The following is a 21,758-nucleotide window of genomic DNA, read 5'->3' as shown; positions in this document are numbered from 1 at the left end:
CGGCACGTTCTCCGACAGGATTTGCAGTCATCCGTCACGAGAGGGGCCCGAAGTGACCCGATCGGTTGTGCTGGACGAGGACGACCTGGCTCTCGTCGAGGCGTTGCAGCGCGACCCGCGGGCCCCGTGGACCGAGGTCGCGGCGATGGTCGGCACCAACGCGGTCACCGCGTCCCGGCGGTGGGACCGGCTGCGCGCAGCCGGCGCCGCCTGGGTCACCGGCACGCCCGGCCCGGGGTCGCACCACGCCCAGGTGCTGGCCTACGTCGACGTGACCTGCCTGCCGAGCGAGAAGACCCGGGTCGCCAGTGAGCTCGCCCGTGACGCACACGCCCTCTCGGTGGACATCACCGCCGGCGGCCGGGACCTGATGCTCACCGTGGCCGCCGTCGACCTGCCCACCCTCGGGCGCTACCTGCTGGAGCGGCTGGACCGGGTGCCCGGGGTCACCGGCACCCGGGCGCGGATCGCCACCCGGCTCTACGCCGAGGGCAGCACCTGGCGCCTCGGCGTGCTGCCGTCGAACGGCGGCAGCGGCGGACCACCGCACCTGACCCGCCCGACCGTGCTCGACGACGTCGACCGGGAGCTGATGTCGGCGCTGGGGGAGGACGGCCGGGCGTCCTACGCCGCGCTCGCCGCGGCGACCGGGATCAGCCAGCCGACCGCGCGCCGCCGGGTCGACCGGCTGATCAGCTCCGGCGCGGTGCTGCTGCGCACCGAGGTGGCCGCGCCGCTGGCCGGGCTGCCGGTGATGGTCGTGCTGTCGGCCGACGCCCCGGCCGGGCGGCTGGACGACGCCGCGGCCCGGCTGGGCCGGCTGCGTCAGGTGCGGCTGTCGACGACGCTGGCCGGCACGCCGAGCCTGCTCGTGGTGGCCTGGCTGGCCTCGCTGGAGGAGGTGCACCGCTTCGAGCAGGAGCTCTCCCACGTGGTGCCCGACGTCGTCGTGGTCGACCGGCTGGTGGTGCTGCGCGCGGTCAAGCGGATGGGCCACCTGCTCGACGTCGAGGGGCGCGCGACCGGCACGGTGCGGATGGACGTCTGGTCCGATCCGGTGCCCGGCGAGCAGTAGGCTCCGTCCTTCGACACACAGAGTGTGAGGCCGGTCACACGGAACGCATGGACTCACCGTCGTGACACGACCGTCACCCAAACCCGGTCGCAGTGATCTAGCTTTCAGCCACTGATCGGTCGAGGAGGCGCTGTTTGTGAGCAGTCCTGTTCTCTCCGTCCGGGGCCTGACGACGGAATTCGTCACCCCCGCCGGCGTCGTGAAGGCCGTCAACGACGTCAGCTGGGACCTGTTCCCCGGCGAGACCCTCGGCGTCGTCGGCGAGTCCGGCTCCGGCAAGAGCGTCACCGCGATGTCGATCCTCGGCCTGATCCAGAGCCCCCCGGGGCGGATCACCGGCGGCGAGATCCTCTTCGAGGGTCGCGACCTGCTGACCATGCCGACCAAGGAGCTGAGGCGGCTGCGCGGCAGCGAGATCGGGATGATCTTCCAGGACCCGATGACCAGCCTGAACCCGGTGCTGACCGTCGGGGCCCAGATCTCCGAGGCGCTCCGGCTGCACGACCGGAAGATGAGCAAGGACGCCGCCCGCACCCGGGCGGTGGAGCTGCTGACCATGGTCGGCGTCCCCAACCCCGAGGGCCGCTTCGACCAGTACCCGCACGAGCACTCCGGCGGGATGCGGCAGCGGGCGATGATCGCGATGGCGATCGCCAACGACCCGAAGGTGCTCATCGCCGACGAGCCCACCACCGCCCTGGACGTGACGATCCAGGCCCAGGTGCTGGACGTGCTGAAGACGGCGAAGGAACGCACCAACGCCGCCACCATCCTCATCACCCACGACCTGGGCCTGATCGCCGAGCACGCCGACCGGGTGGTGGTCATGTACGGCGGCAAGGTGGTCGAGGTCGCCGACGTCTTCTCGATCTTCGCCGCCCCGCGGCACCCCTACACGCTCGGCCTGATGAGCAGCCTGCCCCGGCTGGACGTCGACCTGGCCCGGCTGGACCCCATCCCGGGGGCTCCGCCGAACCTGATCGACCTCCCTCCCGGCTGCTCCTTCCACCCGCGCTGCCGGGTGTCCAAGGGCCGTGAGCTGTGCCGCACCGAGGTGCCGCCGCTCTACGACACCGGCAACGGCGCGCGCGCCGCCTGCCACTTCTCCGAGGAGGTCCCTGCCGAGATGGCCGTCGTGTCCCGTGAGATGGGTGCCCGGCTGGGGAGCAGCGGCGCATGAGCGCCGTGGCCACGCCGACCGGCGCCTCCCAGGACCTGCACACCCGTGCTGCGCACGGCACCGAGATCCTCCGGGTCACCGACCTCAAGACCCACTTCCCGATCCGCGGCGGGGTCACCCGGCGGCAGGTCGGCACGGTCTACGCCGTCGACGGGGTCAGCTTCACGCTGACCGCGGGGGAGACCCTCGGCCTGGTCGGGGAGTCCGGCTGCGGGAAGACCACCACCGGCCGCACCCTGGTCAAGCTGCTGGAGCCGACGTCGGGCTCAGTGCACTTCAAGGGCGTGGACATCACCGGCTTCGGCCGGGCCCAGATGAAGGCCGTCCGCCGGGAGATGCAGTTCGTCTTCCAGGACCCCTACACCTCGCTGAACCCGCGGATGACGGTGCGCGGCATCGTCGCCGAGCCGCTGCAGATCCACGGCCTGGCCTCCGGCAGCGAGCTGCGCGCCCGGGTCGACGAGCTGCTGGAGTCGGTGGGGCTCAGCGCCGAGCAGGCCAGCCGGTACCCGCACGAGTTCTCCGGTGGGCAGCGGCAGCGGATCGGCATCGCCCGGGCGCTGGCGCTGGACCCCCAGGTCCTGGTGCTCGACGAGCCGGTCTCGGCCCTCGACGTCTCGATCCAGGCCCAGGTGGTCAACCTGCTCCAGGAACTGCAGGACAGGCTCGGCCTGGCCTACGTCTTCATCGCCCACGACCTGTCGGTGGTGCGGCACATCTCCACCCGGGTCGCGGTGATGTACCTGGGCAAGGTCGTCGAGATCGGTGACCGGGCCGACATCTACGCCCGCCCCACGCACCCGTACACGCAGGCGCTGCTGTCCGCGGTGCCGATCCCGGACCCGACCAAGCGCGGCAGCCGGGAACGGATGATCCTCACCGGCGACGTGCCCAGCCCGGCGAACCCGCCGTCGGGGTGCAACTTCCGGACCCGGTGCCCCAAGGCCCAGCAGATCTGCGCCGAGGAGGAGCCGGCGCTGATCGACCGCGCCGGTTCCGGCCACCCCAGCGCCTGTCACTTCGCCGAGGTCAAGCCGGTGATCGCGTGACCGGCCCCGCCTCGCTCCCAGCCCCGTCGCCCCAAGCCCCGTCGTCGCCGACGACACCGTCCCACCGTCCGACCCGTTGCGTGTCACCTCGTCAGAGCGGAAGCCGATGAACACGACCCGAGCACGACGCAGCCCCTCCCGGATCAGGTCCCTGGCCGCCGCCGCGGCGCTGGGCCTGCTGCTCAGCGCCTGCAGCGTCAGCGACCCGGAAGCGCCCGCGGCCGACGGGGAGGGTGGGGACGCCACCTTCTCCATCGCCGTGGGCATCGACCCGGACACGTTCGACCCGGCCGGGCAGACCACGACGACCGTGTCCAACATGGTCGACTACGTGGTCGAGACGCTGGTGGAGATCGACGACGAGGGGGAGATCGCCGGGGTCCTCGCCGAGTCCTACGAGGTCTCCGAGGACGGCCTGACGCTCACCTTCGAGCTGCGTGAGGGCGTCACGTTCCAGGACGGGACGCCGTTCGACGCCGAGGCCGTCGTCTACAACCTGGAGCGGATCACCGACCCGGAGCTGACCGTGCCGCAGGGCGCGGCGTTCGCGGCGTTCGAGTCGGCCACCGCGGTCGACGAGAACACCGTCGAGGTCAGCCTCAGCCAGCCCTCGCCCGGCTTCGTCAGCGCGCTGTCGGCGACGGTCGCCGGGATCATCTCCCCGACCTCGGTCGACGCGGAGGGCAACAGCTACCAGGAGTACACCCGGCCGGTCGGCACCGGTCCGTACGAGTTCGGCGAGTACACCGCCGGGGAGAGCCTCACCGTCACCAAGTACGGCGACTACTGGGGCGAGGAGCCCTACTACGAGACCGTCGTCTTCCGGGTGGTCCCCGAGGCGGCGACCCGGGAGAGCCTGCTGCTCGCCGGCCAGGTCGACATGATCATCCTGCCGCCGGTCTCGGACATCGAGGCGCTGCAGGCCAACGAGGACGTCGAGGTGCTGCTCGCCGAGAGCGACCGCACCATCTTCATCGCGCTGGACAACACCGACCCGGTGATGCAGGACCCCCGGGTGCGCCAGGCGCTGAACTACGCGGTCGACAAGCAGGCGATCATCGACAACGTCCTCTTCGGTGCGGCCGAGGTGCTCGATGCGCCGATGGCCCCCAGCCTGTTCGGCTACTGCGAGACCGGCTCCTACGAGTACGACCCGGAGCGGGCCCGGCAGCTGCTGGAGGAGGCCGGGGCGGTCGGGGCGAGCATCGAGCTGCTCACCCCCAGCGGCCGGTACGTGCAGGACGCCCAGGCGGCCGAGGCCATCGCCGGCTACCTGCGCGAGGCCGGTCTGGACGTCAGCGTCTCCACCAGCGACTTCCCGTCGTTCCTCGCCCGGGTGAACGCACCGGTCACGGAGAACACGCCGGAGGCGCACCTGCTCGGCTGGGCCCCGGCCTACCTGGACGCCGACTTCCAGATGCAGATGTTCCGCCAGGCGACCCACCCGCCGGCCGGTCTGGGGACGTCGTTCTACACCAACCCCGAGGTCGAGGCGCTGCTCGCCCAGGCGGACGTGGAGACCGACCGGGACACCCGTGAGCAGCTGTACTGCGACGCCTCGCAGATCATCTGGGACGACGCCCCGTGGATCTTCCTGTGGACCCAGTCGTTCCCGATCGTCTACGACGCGGACGTCACCGGTGTGAGCGCCACCCCGGTCGAGAAGTTCGACGCCATGTACGCCCGGCCGGCGAACTGACCACCATCGGACGGCCGCCCCTGCCTGCGGGCAGGGGCGGCCATCGCCCGGCGGTGCACGCGAGCCGCCGGTCCGGGTACGGGAGAGGACGGGGATGAAGGGCACCGCGGCGCACATCGTGCGCACCCTGCTGCTGTCGTTGATCACCCTCTTCGGGGTGTCGATCCTGATCTTCCTGATGCTGCGCGTGCTGCCCGGCGACCCCGCGCGGGTGCTGGCCGGGCTGAACGCCAGCGAGGACCAGGTCGCCCGGCTCCGGGCGGAGCTCGGGCTCGACCAGTCGCTGCTGACCCAGTACTGGTCGTTCATCACCGGCGTGCTGACCGGTGACCTGGGCACCTCGGCGCGCACCTCTGCGCCGGTGTCCAGCGAGATCGCGGTCCGGCTCCCGGCGACGCTGATCCTCGCGGTCGTGGCGACGATCATCGGCACCATCGCCGGGGTCACCGCCGGGGTGGTCGCCGCCGTCCGCCGCAACTCGATCGTCGACCACGTGATCTCCAGCGTGGCGATGATGGGCGTGTCCATGCCGGTCTACTGGCTGGGCCTGCTGCTCATCCTGCTCTTCGCGGTCACCCTCGGCTGGCTGCCGGCGGCGGGCAGCGGGGAGCCGCTGAGCATCGTGCTGCCGGCGGTGACGCTGGCGGCCTTCTCCACAGCGCTGATCTCCCGGATGACCCGGGCCAGCATGCTCGAGGTGCTCGGTCAGGACTACGTCCGCACCGCCGAGGCCAAGGGCGCCCCGCCGACCACGGTGATCATCCGGCACGGGCTGCGCAACGCGTTCATCCCGATCCTGACGGTCATCAGCCTGCAGTTCGGCGCCCTGCTCGGCGGCGCGGTGCTGACCGAGACGGTGTTCGGCTGGCCCGGCATCGGGCGGCTGCTCGTCGACTCGATCGGTGCCCGCGACTTCGCCGTCGTCCAGGGGATCGTCCTGGTCTACGCCGCGGCGTTCATCCTGCTCAACGTGATCGTCGACGTGCTCTATGTCGTCGTCGACCCGCGGATCCGGTACTGATGATGGAGGGGATCCGATGAGGGCCACACCATGAGGGCCACACCATGAGGGCATGGAGCCGATTCCGGCACCACACCCCGGCGATGATCGGGCTGGGGATCATCGTCACGTTCGTCGTGCTGGCGATCTTCGCCCCGCTGATCTCGCCGTTCGACCCGAACGCGCAGAACCTGTCGGTCGCCATCCAGGGGCCGTCGGCCGAGCACTGGCTGGGCACCGACCAGCTGGGCCGGGACATCGCCACCCGGCTGATGTACGGCGCCCGCATCTCACTGCTGATCGGCGTCCTGGCCGTCTCGATCGGCCTGGTGATCGGCGTGCCGCTGGGGATGATCGCCGGCTACTACGGCGGCTGGGCGGACCTGGCGATCTCCCGGTTCGCCGACATGATGTTCGCCTTCACCTCCATCCTGCTGGCCCTCACGCTGGTCGCCGTCCTGGGCGTCAGCCTGCAGAACGTGATCATCGCGGTCGGGATCAGCGTGATCCCGGTGATCATCCGACTGGTGCGCTCCTCGGTGCTCAGCCTGCGCGAGGAGCCCTACGTCGAGGCGGCGCGGGCGCTGGGCGCCAGCAACCTGCGCATCATCACCCGGCACGTGTTCCGCAACTCGCTGACCCCGGTGCTGGTGCACGGCACGCTCAGCATCGGGGTGAGCATCCTGCTCGCCGCCGGCCTGGGCTTCCTCGGGCTGGGCGTGCAGTCACCCACCGCCGAGTGGGGCACGATGCTGGGGGAGGGGCGGCAGTTCATCTTCAGCGCCCCGCACCTCACCACGTTCCCCGGGATCGCGATCTTCCTGGCCATCCTCGCCTTCAACCTGCTCGGCGACGGCCTGCGCGACGCCCTGGACCCGCGGATGCGCACCGTCGACGGGCCGGCCGGGTGACCGCCGACCTGCGCGCGGCTCCGCTGGTCACCCTGGACGACGTCCGGGCGGCGGCGGCCCGGCTCACCGACCGGGTGCACCGCACCCCGGTGCTCCGCTCCACCAGCCTCGGCGAGCTGTGGGGGGTGCGGCTGGACCTCAAGGCCGAGGTGTTCCAGCGGACCGGCAGCTTCAAGGCCCGCGGGGCGCTGAACAAGGTGCTGTCCCTGCCTCCGGACGAGCGCGCCCGCGGGGTGATCACGCTGTCCGCCGGCAACGCCGGGGCCGCGGTCGCCTACGCGGCCGCCAGCGTCGGGGTGCCCGGCACGGTGGTCATGCCGGCCACCGCGGTGCCGGCGAAGATCGCAGCCTGCCGCGGGTACGGGGCCGACGTCGTCCTCACCGACGGCGACCTGCTGGAGACCTACGCCGCCACCGTCGCCGAGACCGGCCGGGTGCCGGTGCACCCGTTCGACGACCCCGCGGTCGTCGCCGGCACCGGCACCGTCGGCCTGGAGATCGCCGAGGACGTGCCCGACGTCGAGGTGGTGCTGGTGCCGGTCGGCGGGGGCGGGTTGATCTCCGGGGTCGCCGCCGCGCTGGCCCGGCTGGCGCCGGGGGTCCGGGTCATCGGCGTGGAGCCGGAGACCGCCGACGTGATGACCCGCAGCCTGGCCGCCGGCGGGCCGGTGCGGCACCCCACCGCCCGCAGCGTCGCCGACGGCCTGGCCGCGCCGATGAGCGGGCAGGTCACCGTCGATCATGTGCAGGCCTTCGTCGAGCAGGTGGTGACGGTCAGCGACGAGGACATCCTGCGGGCGCTGCCGCTGGCGGTCTCCCGCACCAAACTGCTGCTGGAGCCCTCGGCCGCCGCCCCGCTGGCGGCGCTGATGACCGGCGTCCTCGACCTGCCCCCGGGCACCCGGGTCGTCTCGATCGCCAGCGGCGGCAACGTCGACCTGACCCTGTTCGGCCGCCTGACCACCTGACCGGAAGGCACCGCATGACCCCCGCCAGCTTCCTGCTCCGCAACGTGACCGTCGTCGACGGCACCGGTTCCGCGCCCGTCCCCGGGCAGGCGCTGGTGGTCGAGGGACGCCGGATCGTCTGGATCGGCCCGGTCGCCGACGCACCGAGCACCGCCCCGGAGAACGTCATCGACGGCGGCGGCCGCACCGTGCTGCCCGGGCTGATCAACTGCCACGTGCACCTGACCGCCGACGGCGCCCCGGACCTGATGGCGCAGACCGCCGGAGACACGGTGCCGCTGGCCACCCTCCGGGCGGCCGCCGGAGCGGTGGAGACGCTGATGTCCGGCGTGACCACCGTGCGCGACTGCGGTGCCGCCGACGATGTCGTGGTGGAGCTGGCCAAGGCGATCGACCGCGGTCTGGTGCCCGGGCCGCGGGTGCAGGCGGCCGGCCGGGTGATCACCATGACCGGTGGGCACGGGCACTTCATCGGCCGGGAGGCCGACGGCCCCGACGAGGTGCGCAAGGCCACCCGCGCGGAGATCAAGGCCGGCGCCGCGGTGATCAAGGTGATGGCCACCGGTGGCGTGCTGACCCCCGGCGTCTCACCGACCCAGACCGCGCTGCTGCCCGAGGGGCTGGCGGTCGTCGCCCAGGAGGCGCACAACTCCGGCCGCCGGGTGACCACGCACGCCATCGGCCGGTCCGGCATCCACAACGCGCTGATCTCCGGCATCGACTCCATCGAGCACGGCTTCTACCTCGACGACGAGCTGCTGGACATCGCCGTCGCCCAGGGCACGTTCCTGGTGCCGACGATCCTCGCCGTCGACGGGATCATCCGGAACGGCATGGCCGCCGGCATCCCGGAGTGGGTGGTGGACAAGGCCGAGCGCGAGGCGGCCAAGCAGCGGGAGAGCTTCGCGGCCGCGGTCGCCTCGGGGATGAAGATCGCCGCGGGCACGGACGCCGGCACGCCGTTCAACCCGCACGGCGACCTGTCCCGCGAGCTGGCGTTGATGGTGCAGCACGGCCTGACGCCGATGCAGACGCTGATCGCCGCCACCCGCGGGGCCGCGGAGAACCTCGGGCTGGCGCACGAGCTCGGCACCCTGGAGGTCGGCAAGCTCGCCGACCTGGTCGTGGTCGACGGCGACCCGGTCGCCGACATCACCGCGACGGGCCGCGTGGTCCTGGTGGTCAAGGACGGCGTCGTCCACCGCGACGAGCTCCCCGACACCGGCCCCGCCGTCCCCACCGCCTGAGCCGAGGTGGGGCCGAAGTCGCGACTTTGGCCCCACCAAGGGTCACCAGGCGAGGTGGTGGAGGGCGGTGGCCAGGACGGAGGCGCCGCGTACGCAGTCCGCCGGTGAGGTGTACTCCGCCGGGGTGTGCGAGCGCCCCTCGACGCTGGGCACGAAGACCATCGCCGTCGGCACCCGGGAGGCCATCAGCTGGCTGTCGTGCCCGGCTCCGCTGGGCATCCGGCGCCAGCTGGCGCCGCACTCCTCGGCGGAGCCGCGGAGCACGTCCAGCAGATCGGCGTCCATGGTCGCCGGCTCCTCGTCCTTGTCCCGGACGATCTCCACCTCGACCCCGTGCCGCTCGGCCACCGTCGCGCAGATCCGGTGCACCGTGTCCAGCAGCCGGTCCCGGACCCCGAGGTCGGGGTGGCGGAGGTCGACGGAGAACCGCGCCAGCCCCGGCACGATGCTCGGCTGACCCGGCTCGACGGTCCAGCGCCCGGTGGTGACCACGGCCGGCCGGCCCTCCTGCTCGACCGCGGTGGTGATCTCCCGCGCCATCTGCGCCGCCGCCTGGAGGGCGTCGCGGCGCAGGTCCATCGGGGTGGCGCCGGCGTGGTCCTGCCGGCCGCGCACGGTGACCGTCTCCCAGGCGATGCCCGGGATGACCTCCACCAGGCCCACGTCGACGCCCTCGTCGGCCAGCACCCGGCCCTGCTCGATGTGCAGCTCCAGGAAGGCACGGAGGTCGTGCCGCTCCGCGCTCGCCACCGCCGCCGGGTCCAGGCCCGCCTGCCGCATGGCGTCGGCGAGCAGCACGCCCTCCCGGTCGCGGAGCCGGTCCGGCTCGTCCGGGGCGATCAGGCCCAGCATCCCGCGGGTGCCGAAGAAGTTGGCCGGGAAGCGGCTGCTCTCCTCCTCGCACAGCGCGACCACCTCCAGCGTGCGCACCGGGGTGCCGTGCTGGGCGCGCAGCGCGGCCAGCGCCGCCAGCCCACCGACCACGCCCAGCGCGCCGTCGTACTTCCCGCCGGAGGGCACCGTGTCGACGTGCGAGCCGGTGAGGACGACGCCGTCGCCGGAGCCCGGCAGCCGCCCGAACACGTTGCCCACCGCGTCGACCCGGCCCTCCAGACCGGCGTCGTCGATCCACCGCAGCAGGGCGTCCCGCGCCTGCTGCCAGGCCTCGTCGTACATGAAGCGGTACATGCCGTCGGGCGTCTCCCCGAGGGCACCCAGCTCCTCGACGTAGGTGCCGAGCAGCTGCGCGTCGACGTGCACGGCGGTCACGGTGCCTCCACCCCCAGCACCAGCTGCACCTCGACCGGGGTGTCCAGCGGCAGCACCGGGGCGGCGACCGCGGTGCGGGCGTGCCGGCCCCGCTCGCCGAGCGCCTCGATCAGCAGGTCGCTGGCGCCGTTGGCCACCAGGTGCTGTTCGGTGAAGTCAGGCGTGCTGGCGACGAAGACGGTGACCTGCACGACCGAGACGGCGGCCAGCGACCCGAGGTGTGCGGCGGCCACGGCCAGCCCGTTGAGCGCCGCCAGCCGGGCCAGCTCCGCGGCCGCGGGCACGTCGACGGTGTCGCCGACCTTGCCGGTGCGCGGCAGCCGCCCGTCGACGAAGGGCAGCTGGCCGGCGATGAACAACAGGTCGCCGTGCCGGCGGGCCGGGACGTAGTTCGCCCCCGGCGGAGGTGGGGTGGGCAGGGAGATCGTGGAGGTGTCGGTCATGTCGTCCTCTCCGGGATGTCGAGCAGCCGACCGCCGAGGACGACGGTGCGGACGTCGGTCAGGGCGGTCACGTCGTCCAGCGGATCGGCGCCGGTGACCACGACGTGTCCGGGGGCGCCGACCGACAGGTGCCCCAGGTCCGGCCGCAGCAGGCAGCGGGCGGCGGTGGCGGTGACCGCCCGCAGCGCCTGCGCCGTCGTCAGCCCGATGTCGGCGACCAGCAGCGCCGCCTCCTCCGCCACCCCGCCGTGCGGGTTGAACGGGGTGCCGGCGTCGGTGGCCCCGGCGATCGGGATGCCGGCCCGCGCCGCGCGCCGCAGCGAGGTGATCGCCACGTCCTGGACCTCCTCGGCCCGGGCCACCACGGCCGGGTCGACCAGGTGCCGGTTGCGCAGCATCCGGGCGACGGCGACCTGGGTGGTCACCAGCACCGCTCCGGTCGTGGCCATCAGCTCGACCGTCTCGTCGTCGAGGAGGTAGCCGTGCTCGATGCTGGTCGCCCCGGCGCGCAGCGCCCGCCTGGTGCCCTCGTGCCCGATGGCATGGGCGGCGACCCACCGGCCCTGCTCGCGGGCGACGGCTGCCGCGGCGGCCAGCTCGTCCTCGGCGAAGGGCGCGTTGCCGAGGGCCGCTCCGGGGGTGAGGACGCCGCCGGTGGCGACCAGCTTGATGCCGCCGGCTCCGGCGGCCAGCTCGGTGCGGGCCGCCGCCGCCAGCTGGTCGACGCCCTGCACCTCCACGCCGAGGTAGGGGATGTGGCCGCCGGGGGCGGTCAGCGCCCGGCCGGCCGCGGTGACCTCCGGGCCGGGCGCTCGGCCCGCGGCGACCTGCTGCCCGAGGGCGACGGCGATCCCGTGGGGCGCGCCGAGGTCGCGCACCGCGACCGTGCCGGCGGCGAGGGTGCGCCGGGCGTTGGCCGCAGCGGTGGCGGCCAGCTGCTCGGTGCTCGACCGCAGCACCGAGCCGGCGAAGTCGGCGGCGCCGTCGGCGACCAGGTGCACGTGGGCGTCGACCAGCCCCGGGACGACCGCACCGTCGCCGGCGTCGACCTCGGTCACCTCCCCGGTCAGGTGCGGGGCCCGGGCCGCGGGGCCGACGTAGGTGATCACGCCGTCCTCGATGACGACGGCGCCGTCCTGGATCGGGTCGGCCAGGACCGGCAGCACCCGGCCGCGCAGCAGCACCGGCACGTCAGACCCCCGTCTCGGGCAGGACCGACCAGGACGCCGGATCGAGGTTCGCCCCGCACACCACGACGCCCACCCGGTCCCCGGCAGCGGCGACGTGCGCGCCGGACAGCAGCGCGGCCAGCGCGGTGGCCCCGCCGGGTTCGGCGAGCACCCGCAGCTCCTCCCAGAGCAGCCGCTGGGCCTCCCGGATCGCGTCGTCGGGCACCAGCACGCCGTCGTCGACGTACCGGTCGGCGACCTCGGCGGCGATGCTGCCCAGTCGGCGGGCGCCCAGCGCGTCGGCGGCCCGCCCACCCACCTCGACGTCCACCGGGTGCCCGGCCGCCCGGGCGGCGTGCAGCGTCGGCGCCCGCTCCGGCTCCACCCCGACCACCCGCAGGCTGTCGGTGTACCAGCTGGCGCAGCCGGCGATCAGCCCACCGCCGCCGACGGCGATGAGCACCGTGTCCAGGTCGGGCGCCTGCTCGCTGAGCTCGTGGGCGACCGTGCCCTGCCCGGCGACCACCTCCGGCTGGTCGTAGGCGTGCACCCGCAGCGCGCCGGTGCGGGTCTCCTCCTCGACGCTGGCCCGGTGCGCCTCGGCGTAGTCGCGGCCGACGGCCACCACGTCGGCGCCGTAACGGCGGATCCGCTCCAGCTTGGCCGCCGGTGCGGCGGCGGGGACGAAGATCGTCGCCCGGTGCCCGAGCCGCTGGGCGGCGTACGCGACGGCGGCGCCGTGGTTGCCACCGGAGGCGGCGATGACCCCCGTCGCCGGGACGTCGGCGGACAGCAGGGTGTTGAACGCCCCGCGCGCCTTGAACGACCCGGAGTGCTGGAGCTGCTCGAGCTTGACGACGACGTCGTGCGGCAGCCCCAGGGGAGCGCCGGCCAGGACGACGACCGGTGTCCGCCGGACGAACGGGGCGATCCGGGCGGCCGCCTGCCGGACGTCGGACCGGGTGATCGTCATGCGGTGTCCTCCTCCGGCCGTCCGGGACGACGGCTCCCGCACGTTATGCCACCCGGCCCCCGGCCACGACCGGGCCGGACACGACAGCGGGGCCGGACACCAGCTGGTGTCCGGCCCCGCGGACGGAACGGGAGGATCAGGCAGCCACGCCGTGGCCCCGGTCGCCCCCGTTCCCGTTCCCGCGGTCGAGGCCCTTGCCCTTGCCCTTCCCCTTGCCCGGGTGGTTGTCGGTCAGGTCGAGCGGCGTCAAGTCCTGGGCGAGCGACAGGGTGGCGAAGGCGATCGCCTGGCTGTTGATCCCCAGTGCGGTCAGGTCGACGTTGCTGAGGTCGTCGGCGGGGGAGTGGTAGTTCGGGTCGTGCGGGATCCCGGCGGTGCCGCCGAAGAGCGCGACCTCTTCCTCGGTCTTGATGTCGTCCGCGCCGGTGAACAGCCCGGTGGCCGGGATGCCGTACTCGATGAAGCCCTGGTAGTCCGACCGCCCGGAGAACTCGGTGTCGACCCACGGCTGGCCGGTGCGGTCGAAGTAGCCGGTGAACACCTGCTCCAGCGACGCCGATCCCTCCGGCACCGTGACCGGGGCGGTGTACGTCGACTGGTCGGCGTCGTAGACCCCGATGATGTGGTTCGGCGACCCGATCATGTCGAAGTTCAGGTAGCCGGCGATCTGGGCGCGCTCGGCCTCGGTCAGCGACTCCACGTACTCCCAGGAGCCGACCAGTCCGGACTCCTCGGCACCCCACCAGGCGAACCGCACGGCGTTGGTGGTCGGCTTGACCTCGGCGAGCTCGAGCGCCGTCTGCAGGATGCCCGCGGATCCGGTGGCATTGTCGTTGATGCCCGGGCCCTCGGCGACCGAGTCCAGGTGCGCGCCGAGCATGATCACCTGGTCGGTGTCGCCGTAGGGGGTCTGGGCGATGACGTTGGAGGTGGTGGTCTCGGTGACCTCGACCTGGATGTCGAGGGTGGCCTGCTGCCCGACCTGGCCGAGCAGCGCCTGCCCGGCCGCCTGGGTGAGACCACCGGCCGGGGCGCCGGGGACGGCCTCGCCGAAGGTGCCGTTCAGCGGCTCGTCGGGGACGTTGTTGTAGACCAGGACGCCCACCGCGCCGGCCGCGGTGGCCAGCTGCTGCTTGACCGTGAAGGAGCAGGCGCCGCGGGAGACCAGGACGACGGTGGCGGCCACCGTCTCCGGGTAGTCGGCGGCCTCGCAGCCCGGCGTCGCGTCGTCGGCGGCCAGCGCCGACAGTGGCGCGGTGACCTCGCCCGACGGCGAGTACTCCATCGCGATGACGTCGACCGACGCGCCGGCCACGGTGAGTTCCTGCGCGGTCGTGGACGAGGCGACGAAGTCGAAGTACTGCCGTTCGACCTGGTAGCCGGCCTCCTCCAGCAGCCCCTGCACGTAGTCGGCCGAGGCGTCGTACCCGGGGGTGCCGCTGGCCCGGTTCCCGCCGTTCGCGTCGGCGATCTCCTGGAACGCGGCGAGGTGCGCGGCGACCTCCTCGGTCGACACCCGCTGGGCGAAGCCGTGGGGGTGGGGGTTGCCCCCGGCGCCGGCCGGTGCGGCGATGAGCACGGAGCCGGCGAAGGTGGCCGCTGCGGTGGTCAGGGTGAGCGCTGATCGGCGGGTGCGAAGCGACATCGACGTCCTCTCGGGGGAGCGGCCGCGGATCCCGTGCGGCGGCCGGTGACGGCAACCTAGGCACGGTCGGGGGTCCCCGTCGAGAGCCGGCCGGCGGTCCCGATCCGGCCCGGTCCCGCATGTCGGCGCCCCGTCCGGAGCGAACGTGCTGGTGGCGACGGCGGGTCCGCGCGGACGAGCGCACCGCCCCGGACGGACACGCCGCGTGACGACACACCGGACATTCGGTAGCGGGGGCGTCGGCGGTGCGGCAGCCCGACCACGTCGCTCCGCCGACCTACGGTGGTCCGGCCGCCCGCCGGGCGGTCCCGACACCCGCTGACGGAGGAGCACCGCCGTGACCCGTTCCCGTTCCTCCGCCGACGCCGGTCCGGCGGTCGGGCGCCGCCCCCGGCGCCGACTCGCCGCAGCACTGCTGATGGGGGTCGCCCTGACCGGGGTGGTGGCGTGCGGCAGCTCGGCGGGGACGGCGCCCGTGGCGCAGACCACCCCGGCGACGACCCCGCCACCACCACCACCACCGCCGCCGCCCCCGCCGGTGCTCTGGCCGCTCACCGGGCTGGAGAGCGGCCCGGTCGACCCGCGTCCCGCGCTGGCCGTCAAGGTGGAGAACTCCTCCGACGCCCGGCCGCAGACCGGCCTGGGTGCCGCGGACCTGGTGTGGGAGCAGGTCGTCGAGGGCGGCATCCCCCGCTACGTCGCGGTCTACCACTCGGCCCTGCCGGCCCAGATCGGGCCGATCCGTTCCGTGCGTCCGATGGACCCGGCGATCGCCGCGCCGCTGCACGGCCTGTTCGCCTTCTCCGGTGGCCAGGCCGGCTACGTGGATGCGATCGCCGCCGCCGGGATGCAGGTGCTCAGCAACGACGCCGGCGCCGACGGCTTCTTCCGCACCAGCGACCGGCCTGCCCCGCACAACGTGCACGCCGACCCGCTGCGCCTCCTGGCCCAGGCCGACCCCGCCCACCAGGCGGCGCCGCCGCCGCAGTTCGACCTGGCCGCCACGGCGGAGGAGGCCACCGCGGTGACCGCCGGGACGCCGGCGACGAACCTGGCGCTGACCCTGTCCCGGGTCAGCCGCCCGCAGTGGACCTGGAGCCCACCGGACGCCCGGTGGCTGCGGACCGAGGGCAGCACCCCGGCCGTCGGGGCCGACGGTGCCCGGCTGACCGCCACCAACGTCGTCGTGTTGCGGGTGGACGTCCGGGCGACCGCGGCCCGCGACCCGGCCGGCAACGCGGTGCCGGAGACCGTGCTGGTGGGGGAGGGGGAGGCCCTCGTCGCCACCGGCGGCAAGACGGTGGCCGCCACCTGGGTCAAGACCGGCGTCGGAGAGCGCGTGGTGCTGCGCGGGGCCGATGGCAACCCGGTCCGACTGGCTCCGGGGAACACCTGGGTCGAGCTGGTGCCCAACTCCGGCGGCGCGGTCGCCGTCGGCTGAACGCCGGACGCCCCGCACCCGGGAGGCCGGGGCGGGGCGGTCAGCTGTCGCTGCGGGACATCACCGGGCGGTCCTTGGCCCACTGCAGGAAGCGCGCCGCCTGCTGCAGGTCCGGGAGGTCGTTGCCGACCAGTGAGCGGAGCAGGTCGTTGCTCCAGACCGCCAGCCGGCCGCTGGTCCACGCCGTCTTCTCCACCGGCGGGAGGTCCAGCTCGAAGACCGTCTTGGCCAGCTCCTTCTTGCCGCCGTTCGCGGCGGTGTACCGCACCACGGGCAGGAAGCGCTCGGGCTCCACGACGCAGAGGACCTTGGTCAGCAGCGCCTCCTTGAACGACGGGAAGCCCAGGCCCTTCTTGCTGCCGTCGATCAGCTGGGTCATCCGGTCCTCGAGCCGCAGGCTCTCCGGCCCGTACAGCAGGTGCTCGATCGTCTGCCGCACCTGGGCGGCCGCCTTGTCCGGGCCGGCGGTCTTCCACGCCCGGTTGAAGCCGGACACGTTGCCCGGGTCGGCGACGGTCGTGGAGTTGGCGAAGTGCAGCAGCTGCTCCGGCGTCGCCGACGACAGGTTCTCGCGGGAGAACAACGCCGCATACCGCTCGCGGTAGGGCTCGACGTCCGGGTCCGGCTCGGGCCGGTCCATGGCGAACTCCGACTGCAGCAGCATCACCCGCTCCCGCACGTCGGGACGGACGTCGGCCGGGGTGGGGAAGGCCGCCTGCAGGGAGTCGAAGGACTGCACGGCGGGCCGGGCCGGGTCGCGGCGGGTCTCCCCGCGCAGCCACTCGGCGCCGCAGTCATCGCAGTGGATCAGCAGGCGCCCGTCCGGCTGCGGCTTGCCCGAGATCTCCTCGGAATTGCAGGTGGGGCAGGTGATCAGTGCCAAGGGAGCCCCGTTCGTCGGCGGCGAGTCAGCGAGCGCGTCGTCGTCGGTCAGGGTCCAGCGTCCCACGCCGGGCCGGGAGCGTGTCACCTCCGGCCCCGCCCTCCGGGTCGATGACCCCCTGCCGGACGCGCCGGAGAGGCAGGGCAGGGGGGCGGCGCGTCGCACCACACGCGAGAATCGACCCCGATGTCCAGCACCCGCGGCGGCGACCAGCTGCCCCTCCCTCTCCCGTTCACCCGCCGTCAGGAGGCGGAGCGGATCGCCCGGCGCACCGGACAGGTCGTCTCCCGCGTCGTCCAGGTGGTGCTGCGGTGGGCGCTGCGGCTGGTCCTGCCGCTGGTCTGCGCCGCTGCGGCGCTGCGCGCGTTCCCGTACGAGGCGACCGTGCAGGGGGTGCCGTTCGAGGTCCGCGGCACGCTGCTCAGCCGGCCGGGGCTCAGCGCCGACACCACGCTGGGCAGCTGGGAGTTCCCCGAGGTCAGCGGGGTGCCCTTCGGCGTGCACATCAGCCCGGTCGACGTCGACGTCCTGCAGCTCACCAGGTTGGCCGGCGGTGACCTGCCCGGCTTCGTGGAGCGGATGCAGGCCGACTTCACCGCCCAGCTGCCGCGGATCGCCACCTGGCTGATCGCCGAGTTCCTGCTGGGCCTCGTCTCCGGTCTGCTCATCGCCGCCGCGATCAACATGTCGGTCCGCTACCTGCGAGGCCTGCCGCGCCGCCCGCACGAGCTGCGGTACCGGTCGCTGCAGGCCGCTGGCGCCGCCGCCGTCACGGTGACCGTCGCCGGGTACGGGGTGCTCAGCTACAACCCGAACTGGGTGCGGGACTCGCAGCTGACCGGCACGCTCGCCGCGGCGCAGCTGTTCCCCAGTGAGCTGAGCGCCTACTACAGCCAGTCGAACAAGGCCCTGGACGTGCTCGGCTCGGTGGTCGGCATCCAGGCGGCGCTGCAGGCCCAGATCGAGGACGACCAGACGCCGGAGACGGCGCTGCAGATCATGACCATCTCCGACATGCACCTGTCGGCGAACTACCCGCTGGTGGCGCGGTACGCGGCCAACTACGACGTCGACCTGATCGTCAACGCCGGCGACGAGAGCGCCTTCGGCACCCGCCAGGAGCTGACCCCGGCCTACCTGGAGGCGGTCGCCGCCCTCACCGAGACCGCCCCGATGCTCTGGGTGGCCGGCAACCACGACTCCCCGGCCACGGTCGAGGTCATGCGCTCCGTCCCGGGCGTCACCGTGCTGGGCGACAAGGTCGCCACCGCGGACGGCTACGCCGTGACCGCCGGCGTCGTGGACGCCTACGGGCTCACCGTCGCGGGCCTGTCGGACCCCCGGGTCTACGGCGGCCCCGGCCGGTACGGCGCCGATGCGGCCGACGTGGTGGAGCCGCTGCAGCGCGAGGCGGTGCGGGAGGCCCTCGGCGTGCTGGAGGACGAGGAGATCCCGGCGAGCGAGGAGATCGTCCTCGACGAGGCCCCCGCCGACGGCGCCCTCGGCGGTGACGACCCCCTCGTCGGCGACGGCTCCGCCGTGCTGGACGGCATCGACGCCGAAACGGGGGAACCCGCCGACGCCCTGGAGACGATCGACGTCTTCGCCGTCCACGAGCCGGTCGCCGCCGAGGAGGTGCGCGAGGTGCTCCCCGGGCGGGTGCGGCAGACGATCTCCGGCCACGTCCACGCCCAGAACGACAGCTCCGAGGTGCAGGACGAGGACGGGGTGATCGACCTCGTCGAGGGCTCGACCGGAGCCGGCGGGCTGGACAACATCGTGCGCGGCACCGGTCGCCCGCCGATCGAGTTCAGCATCGTGTCGGTCGCCACCGACTGCCAGTTCACCCGGGTCATCCGCTTCTCGATCGAGTCGACGCAGCCGGTGCTGGTGGCCCCGCCGACGGCGGACTCCCCGCGGGACTTCGGCGACGACGTCACCGCCTCGACGGTCTACTTCCGCCCGCAGGACATCGACCCGGACCGCCTCTGCAGCACCGGGCTCGGCATCAGCGAGGAGCGTCCCTGGCCGCTGCCGGAGTGACCGTCCGCTGAGCGACGCCCGCCCCGTGCGTCCCCCGGAAGGGTGGAGTCCGGCGCCCAGGGCCGCTCCGGCCGCCGTCCGGGCTCCCCGGACTCGACCACGGCACCGATCATGATCGGTGCCGTCCAGGTCCTGGTGCGGCCGGACGGGAAGGTGGTCGACCGGTGTCAGCAGGCACCCTGCAGCGTGCCCGGGCGACCGCCGAGCCACTGCCTCCCCGGCGATCCTGGCCCCGGCGGGTGCTGCGCCGCCTCGGCGGGCTGGCCCTGGTGCTGGTCTTCCTGGGCGTGGTCGTGGTCGGCATCGGCTGGGCGCGGACGCCGCCGGTCGACGACGCCGCGGCGCGGGTCGCGGCGCACCTGGCCGAGCAGGGTGCGCCCCCGCTGCAGGTGGAGCCCGCCCCGGCCTTCGTGCAGGCCCTGCTCGCGACCGAGGACACCGGCTTCACCAGCCACCTCGGGGTGAGCCCGACCGGGGCGGTCCGCGCGTTCTGGGGGCTGGTGTCGGGCACCGACCAGGGCGGGTCGACGCTGGTGCAGCAGCTGGCCAAGAACGTGTACCTGGGTGGGGAGAACGGCCCGGTGCAGAAGGCTGAGGCCGTCGTCCTCGCGCTCAAGCTGGACGCGGCGTACAGCAAGGACGAGCTGCTGCGGATGTACCTGGACAACGGGTACTACGGCCACGGCTTCGTCGGGCTGACCGCGGCCACCCAGGGCTACTTCGGGGTGCCGCCCGACCAGCTGAGCTGGGCGCAGGCGACGCTGCTCGCCGGCCTGTTCGCCGCGCCCACCGCCTACGACCCGCTGGTGTCCCCGGCCCTCGCCGGCCAGCGGCAGGCCCACGTGCTGGGCCGGCTGGTCGACGAGGGCGTGCTGGGCCGCGACGAGGCCGCCGAGATCGCTGCCGACGACTGGGGTCTGGTCACCAGCTGACCGGGTCCTTCTTCAGTCGCCCTTGACGTTGACGACCTGGCGCAGCGTGTGCCGGACCTCCACCAGGTCGGCCGCGTCGGCCATCACCTGGTCGATCGGCTTGTACGCATCCGGGTGCTCGTCCAGGAACGCGTCGGAGTGCCCCCAGGCGATCCCGGTCATCCGCTGCTCCAGGTCCTCCCGGCTGAACAGCCGGCGGGCGGCGTTCCGCGAGTGGTTGCGGCCGGCCCCGTGCGGGGCCGACATCAGCGCCGTCGCGTTGCCCAGCCCGGAGACGACGTAGGACGCCGTCCCCATCGAGCCGGGGATCAGCCCGGCCTGTCCCCGGCGGGCGGAGATCGCGCCCTTGCGGGACAGCCACACCTCGCGCCCGTCGTGCCGCTCGCGCTCGGTGTAGTTGTGGTGGCAGTTCACCGTCTCCAGCCGCTGGACGTCGTCCCGGACGAACCGGCCCAGCTGCTCGACGACCCGGTCCATCATCTCCTCGCGATTGAGGAAGGCGAACCGCTGCGCCCAGCGCAGCGCCTCCAGGTACGCGTCGAACTCCGGCGTCCCCTCCTGCAGGTACGCCAGGTCGCGGTCGGCCAGCTCGACCCCCTGCGCCCGGCACCACTCCTGGGCCCGGCGGATGTGCACCGACGCGAGCTTGTTGCCGACCCCGCGGGAGCCGGAGTGCAGGAACAGCCACACCCGGTCCTGCTCGTCCAGCGACACCTCGATGAAGTGGTTGCCCGAGCCGAGCGAGCCCAGCTGCAGCGGCCAGTTGCCGGCGGCGCCGTCGGCCTGGGCGATGCCGGGCAGCGCGCGGAGCTCGGCGACCCGGGGCTCGGCGGTGGGCCGGACCGCCTTGTTGTTCCGCCCGGCCGACAGCGGCACCGAGCGGGAGATCTGCCCGTGCAGCACGGACAGGTCCCGGCCGGCGAGGGCAGATGCGTCGAACTGGGTGCGCACCGCCATCATCCCGCAGCCGATGTCGACGCCGACCGCGGCCGGGATGATGGCGCCTTCGGTGGGGATGACCGAGCCGACGGTCGCGCCCTTGCCCAGGTGGGCGTCGGGCATCAGCGCCAGGTACGGGCGGATGAACGGCATCGCCGCGGTGCGCTCGGCCTGCTCGCGGGTGCCGGGGTCGAGGATGGACGCCCAGCTCAGCAGCCGTCCGTTGATGGTCTCCATGGTCCCTTCCCGTGTGCTCCACCCCGTCCACCAGAATGGCCATTTCGGTGGACCTGCGGGGGTGTCGGTGGTGCCGCGCGGCCGGGGCAGTCAACGCGATGCCGGCTGGACCCGCACCCGCTTTACCCGGCCGGCCCCGTGCGAAGCTGCCGGGCGTGCCAGTCACGCGCAGCGCCGGGGTGCTGCTCCACCGGGTCTCCAGTGACGGTGGGGTCGAGGTGCTGCTCGGGCACATGGGTGGCCCGTTCTGGGCGCGCAAGGACGACGGCGGGTGGTCGATCCCCAAGGGCGAGCACGGCCAGGGGGAGGAGCCGCTGGACGTGGCCCGCCGAGAGTTCGCCGAGGAGCTCGGCTCGCCGGTGCCGGCGCAGGAGTTCCTCGACCTCGGTGAGCTGCGGGTGACCAGCGGCAAGCTGCTCACCGTCTTCGCCGCGGCGGGCGACCTGGACGCCGCAGCCTGCACCAGCAACACCTTCGACCTGGAGTGGCCGCCCCGGACGGGCCGGGTCCAGCAGTTCCCCGAGATCGACCGGGCCGGGTGGTTCCCGGTCGCGGAGGCGCGGGCCAAGCTCGTCAAGGGCCAGGTGCCGTTCCTGGACCGGCTGCTGGCCCGGCTGGCCACCCCGGCCTGACCGGGGTCCACCCAGGAGCGGAG

At 73.6% G+C, this 21,758-nt stretch carries 19 protein-coding genes; 12 read left to right on the top strand and 7 right to left on the bottom strand.

Going from position 1 to position 21,758, the window contains the following annotated elements; genetic code table 11:
- Window positions 1-52 precede the first annotated feature (52 nt).
- The 8 genes from IN07_RS15745 to IN07_RS15710 all read left to right on the top strand — a co-directional run bounded on the left by IN07_RS15745 (window position 53) and on the right by IN07_RS15710 (window position 9,129).
- Window positions 53-1,075 (top strand): Lrp/AsnC family transcriptional regulator, encoded by a 1,023-nt coding sequence (locus tag IN07_RS15745; protein ID WP_036337110.1) that lies wholly within the window; start codon window positions 53-55, stop codon window positions 1,073-1,075.
- A 136-nt stretch (window positions 1,076-1,211) separates the two neighbouring features.
- Entirely contained in the window at window positions 1,212-2,255 is a 1,044-nt protein-coding gene (locus tag IN07_RS15740; RefSeq protein ID WP_036337109.1) for an ABC transporter ATP-binding protein, read from the top strand.
- Window positions 2,252-3,304, top strand: coding sequence for an ABC transporter ATP-binding protein (locus IN07_RS15735; protein WP_081975448.1), 1,053 nt, complete (start codon window positions 2,252-2,254; stop codon window positions 3,302-3,304). The genes IN07_RS15740 and IN07_RS15735 overlap by 4 nt, the downstream gene beginning before the upstream one ends.
- A gap of 106 nt (window positions 3,305-3,410) precedes the next feature.
- Entirely contained in the window at window positions 3,411-5,003 is a 1,593-nt protein-coding gene (locus IN07_RS15730; RefSeq protein WP_036337107.1) for an ABC transporter substrate-binding protein, read from the top strand.
- Between the two features lie 94 nt (window positions 5,004-5,097).
- Window positions 5,098-6,024: an ABC transporter permease gene (locus tag IN07_RS15725; RefSeq protein WP_036337105.1), complete on the top strand. Its 927-nt coding sequence runs from the start codon at window positions 5,098-5,100 to the stop codon at window positions 6,022-6,024.
- Between the two features lie 44 nt (window positions 6,025-6,068).
- On the top strand, window positions 6,069-6,914 hold the full coding sequence (locus IN07_RS15720) for an ABC transporter permease (protein ID WP_036337104.1): 846 nt from the start codon (window positions 6,069-6,071) through the stop codon (window positions 6,912-6,914).
- Window positions 6,911-7,882: a threonine/serine dehydratase gene (locus IN07_RS15715; RefSeq protein WP_197058499.1), complete on the top strand. Its 972-nt coding sequence runs from the start codon at window positions 6,911-6,913 to the stop codon at window positions 7,880-7,882. Before IN07_RS15720 ends, IN07_RS15715 begins: the two co-directional genes overlap by 4 nt.
- A 14-nt stretch (window positions 7,883-7,896) precedes the next feature.
- Window positions 7,897-9,129: a metal-dependent hydrolase family protein gene (locus tag IN07_RS15710; protein WP_036337102.1), complete on the top strand. Its 1,233-nt coding sequence runs from the start codon at window positions 7,897-7,899 to the stop codon at window positions 9,127-9,129.
- Window positions 9,130-9,171: 42 nt separating this feature from the next.
- Here IN07_RS15710 and IN07_RS15705 read toward each other — a convergent pair whose 3' ends face one another.
- The 5 genes from IN07_RS15705 to IN07_RS15685 form a co-directional block, all read right to left on the bottom strand.
- The gene (locus IN07_RS15705) at window positions 9,172-10,398 is read right to left on the bottom strand and encodes a M20 family metallo-hydrolase (RefSeq protein ID WP_052091335.1); all 1,227 of its coding nucleotides are present in this window, start codon (window positions 10,396-10,398) and stop codon (window positions 9,172-9,174) included.
- A complete protein-coding gene (locus tag IN07_RS15700) occupies window positions 10,395-10,841 on the bottom strand; it encodes a RidA family protein (protein ID WP_036337100.1) in 447 nt (148 codons plus the stop codon). Before IN07_RS15700 ends, IN07_RS15705 begins: the two co-directional genes overlap by 4 nt.
- Window positions 10,838-12,031: an amidohydrolase family protein gene (locus IN07_RS15695; RefSeq protein WP_052091334.1), complete on the bottom strand. Its 1,194-nt coding sequence runs from the start codon at window positions 12,029-12,031 to the stop codon at window positions 10,838-10,840. Before IN07_RS15695 ends, IN07_RS15700 begins: the two co-directional genes overlap by 4 nt.
- Before the next feature lies 1 nt (window position 12,032).
- Window positions 12,033-12,983 (bottom strand): threonine/serine dehydratase, encoded by a 951-nt coding sequence (locus IN07_RS15690; protein ID WP_036337098.1) that lies wholly within the window; start codon window positions 12,981-12,983, stop codon window positions 12,033-12,035.
- 136 nt (window positions 12,984-13,119) lie between these two features.
- Window positions 13,120-14,628 (bottom strand): M20/M25/M40 family metallo-hydrolase, encoded by a 1,509-nt coding sequence (locus tag IN07_RS15685; protein WP_052091333.1) that lies wholly within the window; start codon window positions 14,626-14,628, stop codon window positions 13,120-13,122.
- A gap of 337 nt (window positions 14,629-14,965) precedes the next feature.
- On the opposite strand from IN07_RS15685, the gene IN07_RS15680 reads away from it, so the two are divergent.
- Window positions 14,966-16,069: a DUF3048 domain-containing protein gene (locus tag IN07_RS15680; protein ID WP_231558409.1), complete on the top strand. Its 1,104-nt coding sequence runs from the start codon at window positions 14,966-14,968 to the stop codon at window positions 16,067-16,069.
- 40 nt (window positions 16,070-16,109) lie between these two features.
- On the opposite strand, the gene IN07_RS15675 is transcribed toward IN07_RS15680, so the two are convergent.
- Window positions 16,110-17,018 (bottom strand): hypothetical protein, encoded by a 909-nt coding sequence (locus IN07_RS15675; protein ID WP_052091332.1) that lies wholly within the window; start codon window positions 17,016-17,018, stop codon window positions 16,110-16,112.
- A gap of 120 nt (window positions 17,019-17,138) precedes the next feature.
- Here IN07_RS15675 and IN07_RS15670 point away from each other — a divergent pair, with 120 nt between their 5' ends.
- Both IN07_RS15670 and IN07_RS15665 read left to right on the top strand, forming a co-directional pair.
- Window positions 17,139-18,995: a metallophosphoesterase gene (locus tag IN07_RS15670; protein WP_036337096.1), complete on the top strand. Its 1,857-nt coding sequence runs from the start codon at window positions 17,139-17,141 to the stop codon at window positions 18,993-18,995.
- 164 nt (window positions 18,996-19,159) lie between these two features.
- The gene (locus IN07_RS15665; protein ID WP_081975446.1) at window positions 19,160-19,927 is read left to right on the top strand and encodes a biosynthetic peptidoglycan transglycosylase; all 768 of its coding nucleotides are present in this window, start codon (window positions 19,160-19,162) and stop codon (window positions 19,925-19,927) included.
- 12 nt (window positions 19,928-19,939) lie between these two features.
- Here IN07_RS15665 and IN07_RS15660 read toward each other — a convergent pair whose 3' ends face one another.
- Window positions 19,940-21,103 (bottom strand): RtcB family protein, encoded by a 1,164-nt coding sequence (locus tag IN07_RS15660; protein WP_036337094.1) that lies wholly within the window; start codon window positions 21,101-21,103, stop codon window positions 19,940-19,942.
- A gap of 155 nt (window positions 21,104-21,258) precedes the next feature.
- Here IN07_RS15660 and IN07_RS15655 point away from each other — a divergent pair, with 155 nt between their 5' ends.
- Entirely contained in the window at window positions 21,259-21,735 is a 477-nt protein-coding gene (locus IN07_RS15655) for an NUDIX domain-containing protein (RefSeq protein WP_036337092.1), read from the top strand.
- Window positions 21,736-21,758: the final 23 nt, after the last annotated feature.

This window comes from Modestobacter caceresii (genome assembly GCF_000761485.1).
Lineage (GTDB): Bacteria > Actinomycetota > Actinomycetes > Mycobacteriales > Geodermatophilaceae > Modestobacter > Modestobacter caceresii.
The sequence above is the reverse complement of the archived record's forward strand: the minus strand, read 5'-3'. Positions and strand labels throughout refer to the sequence as shown.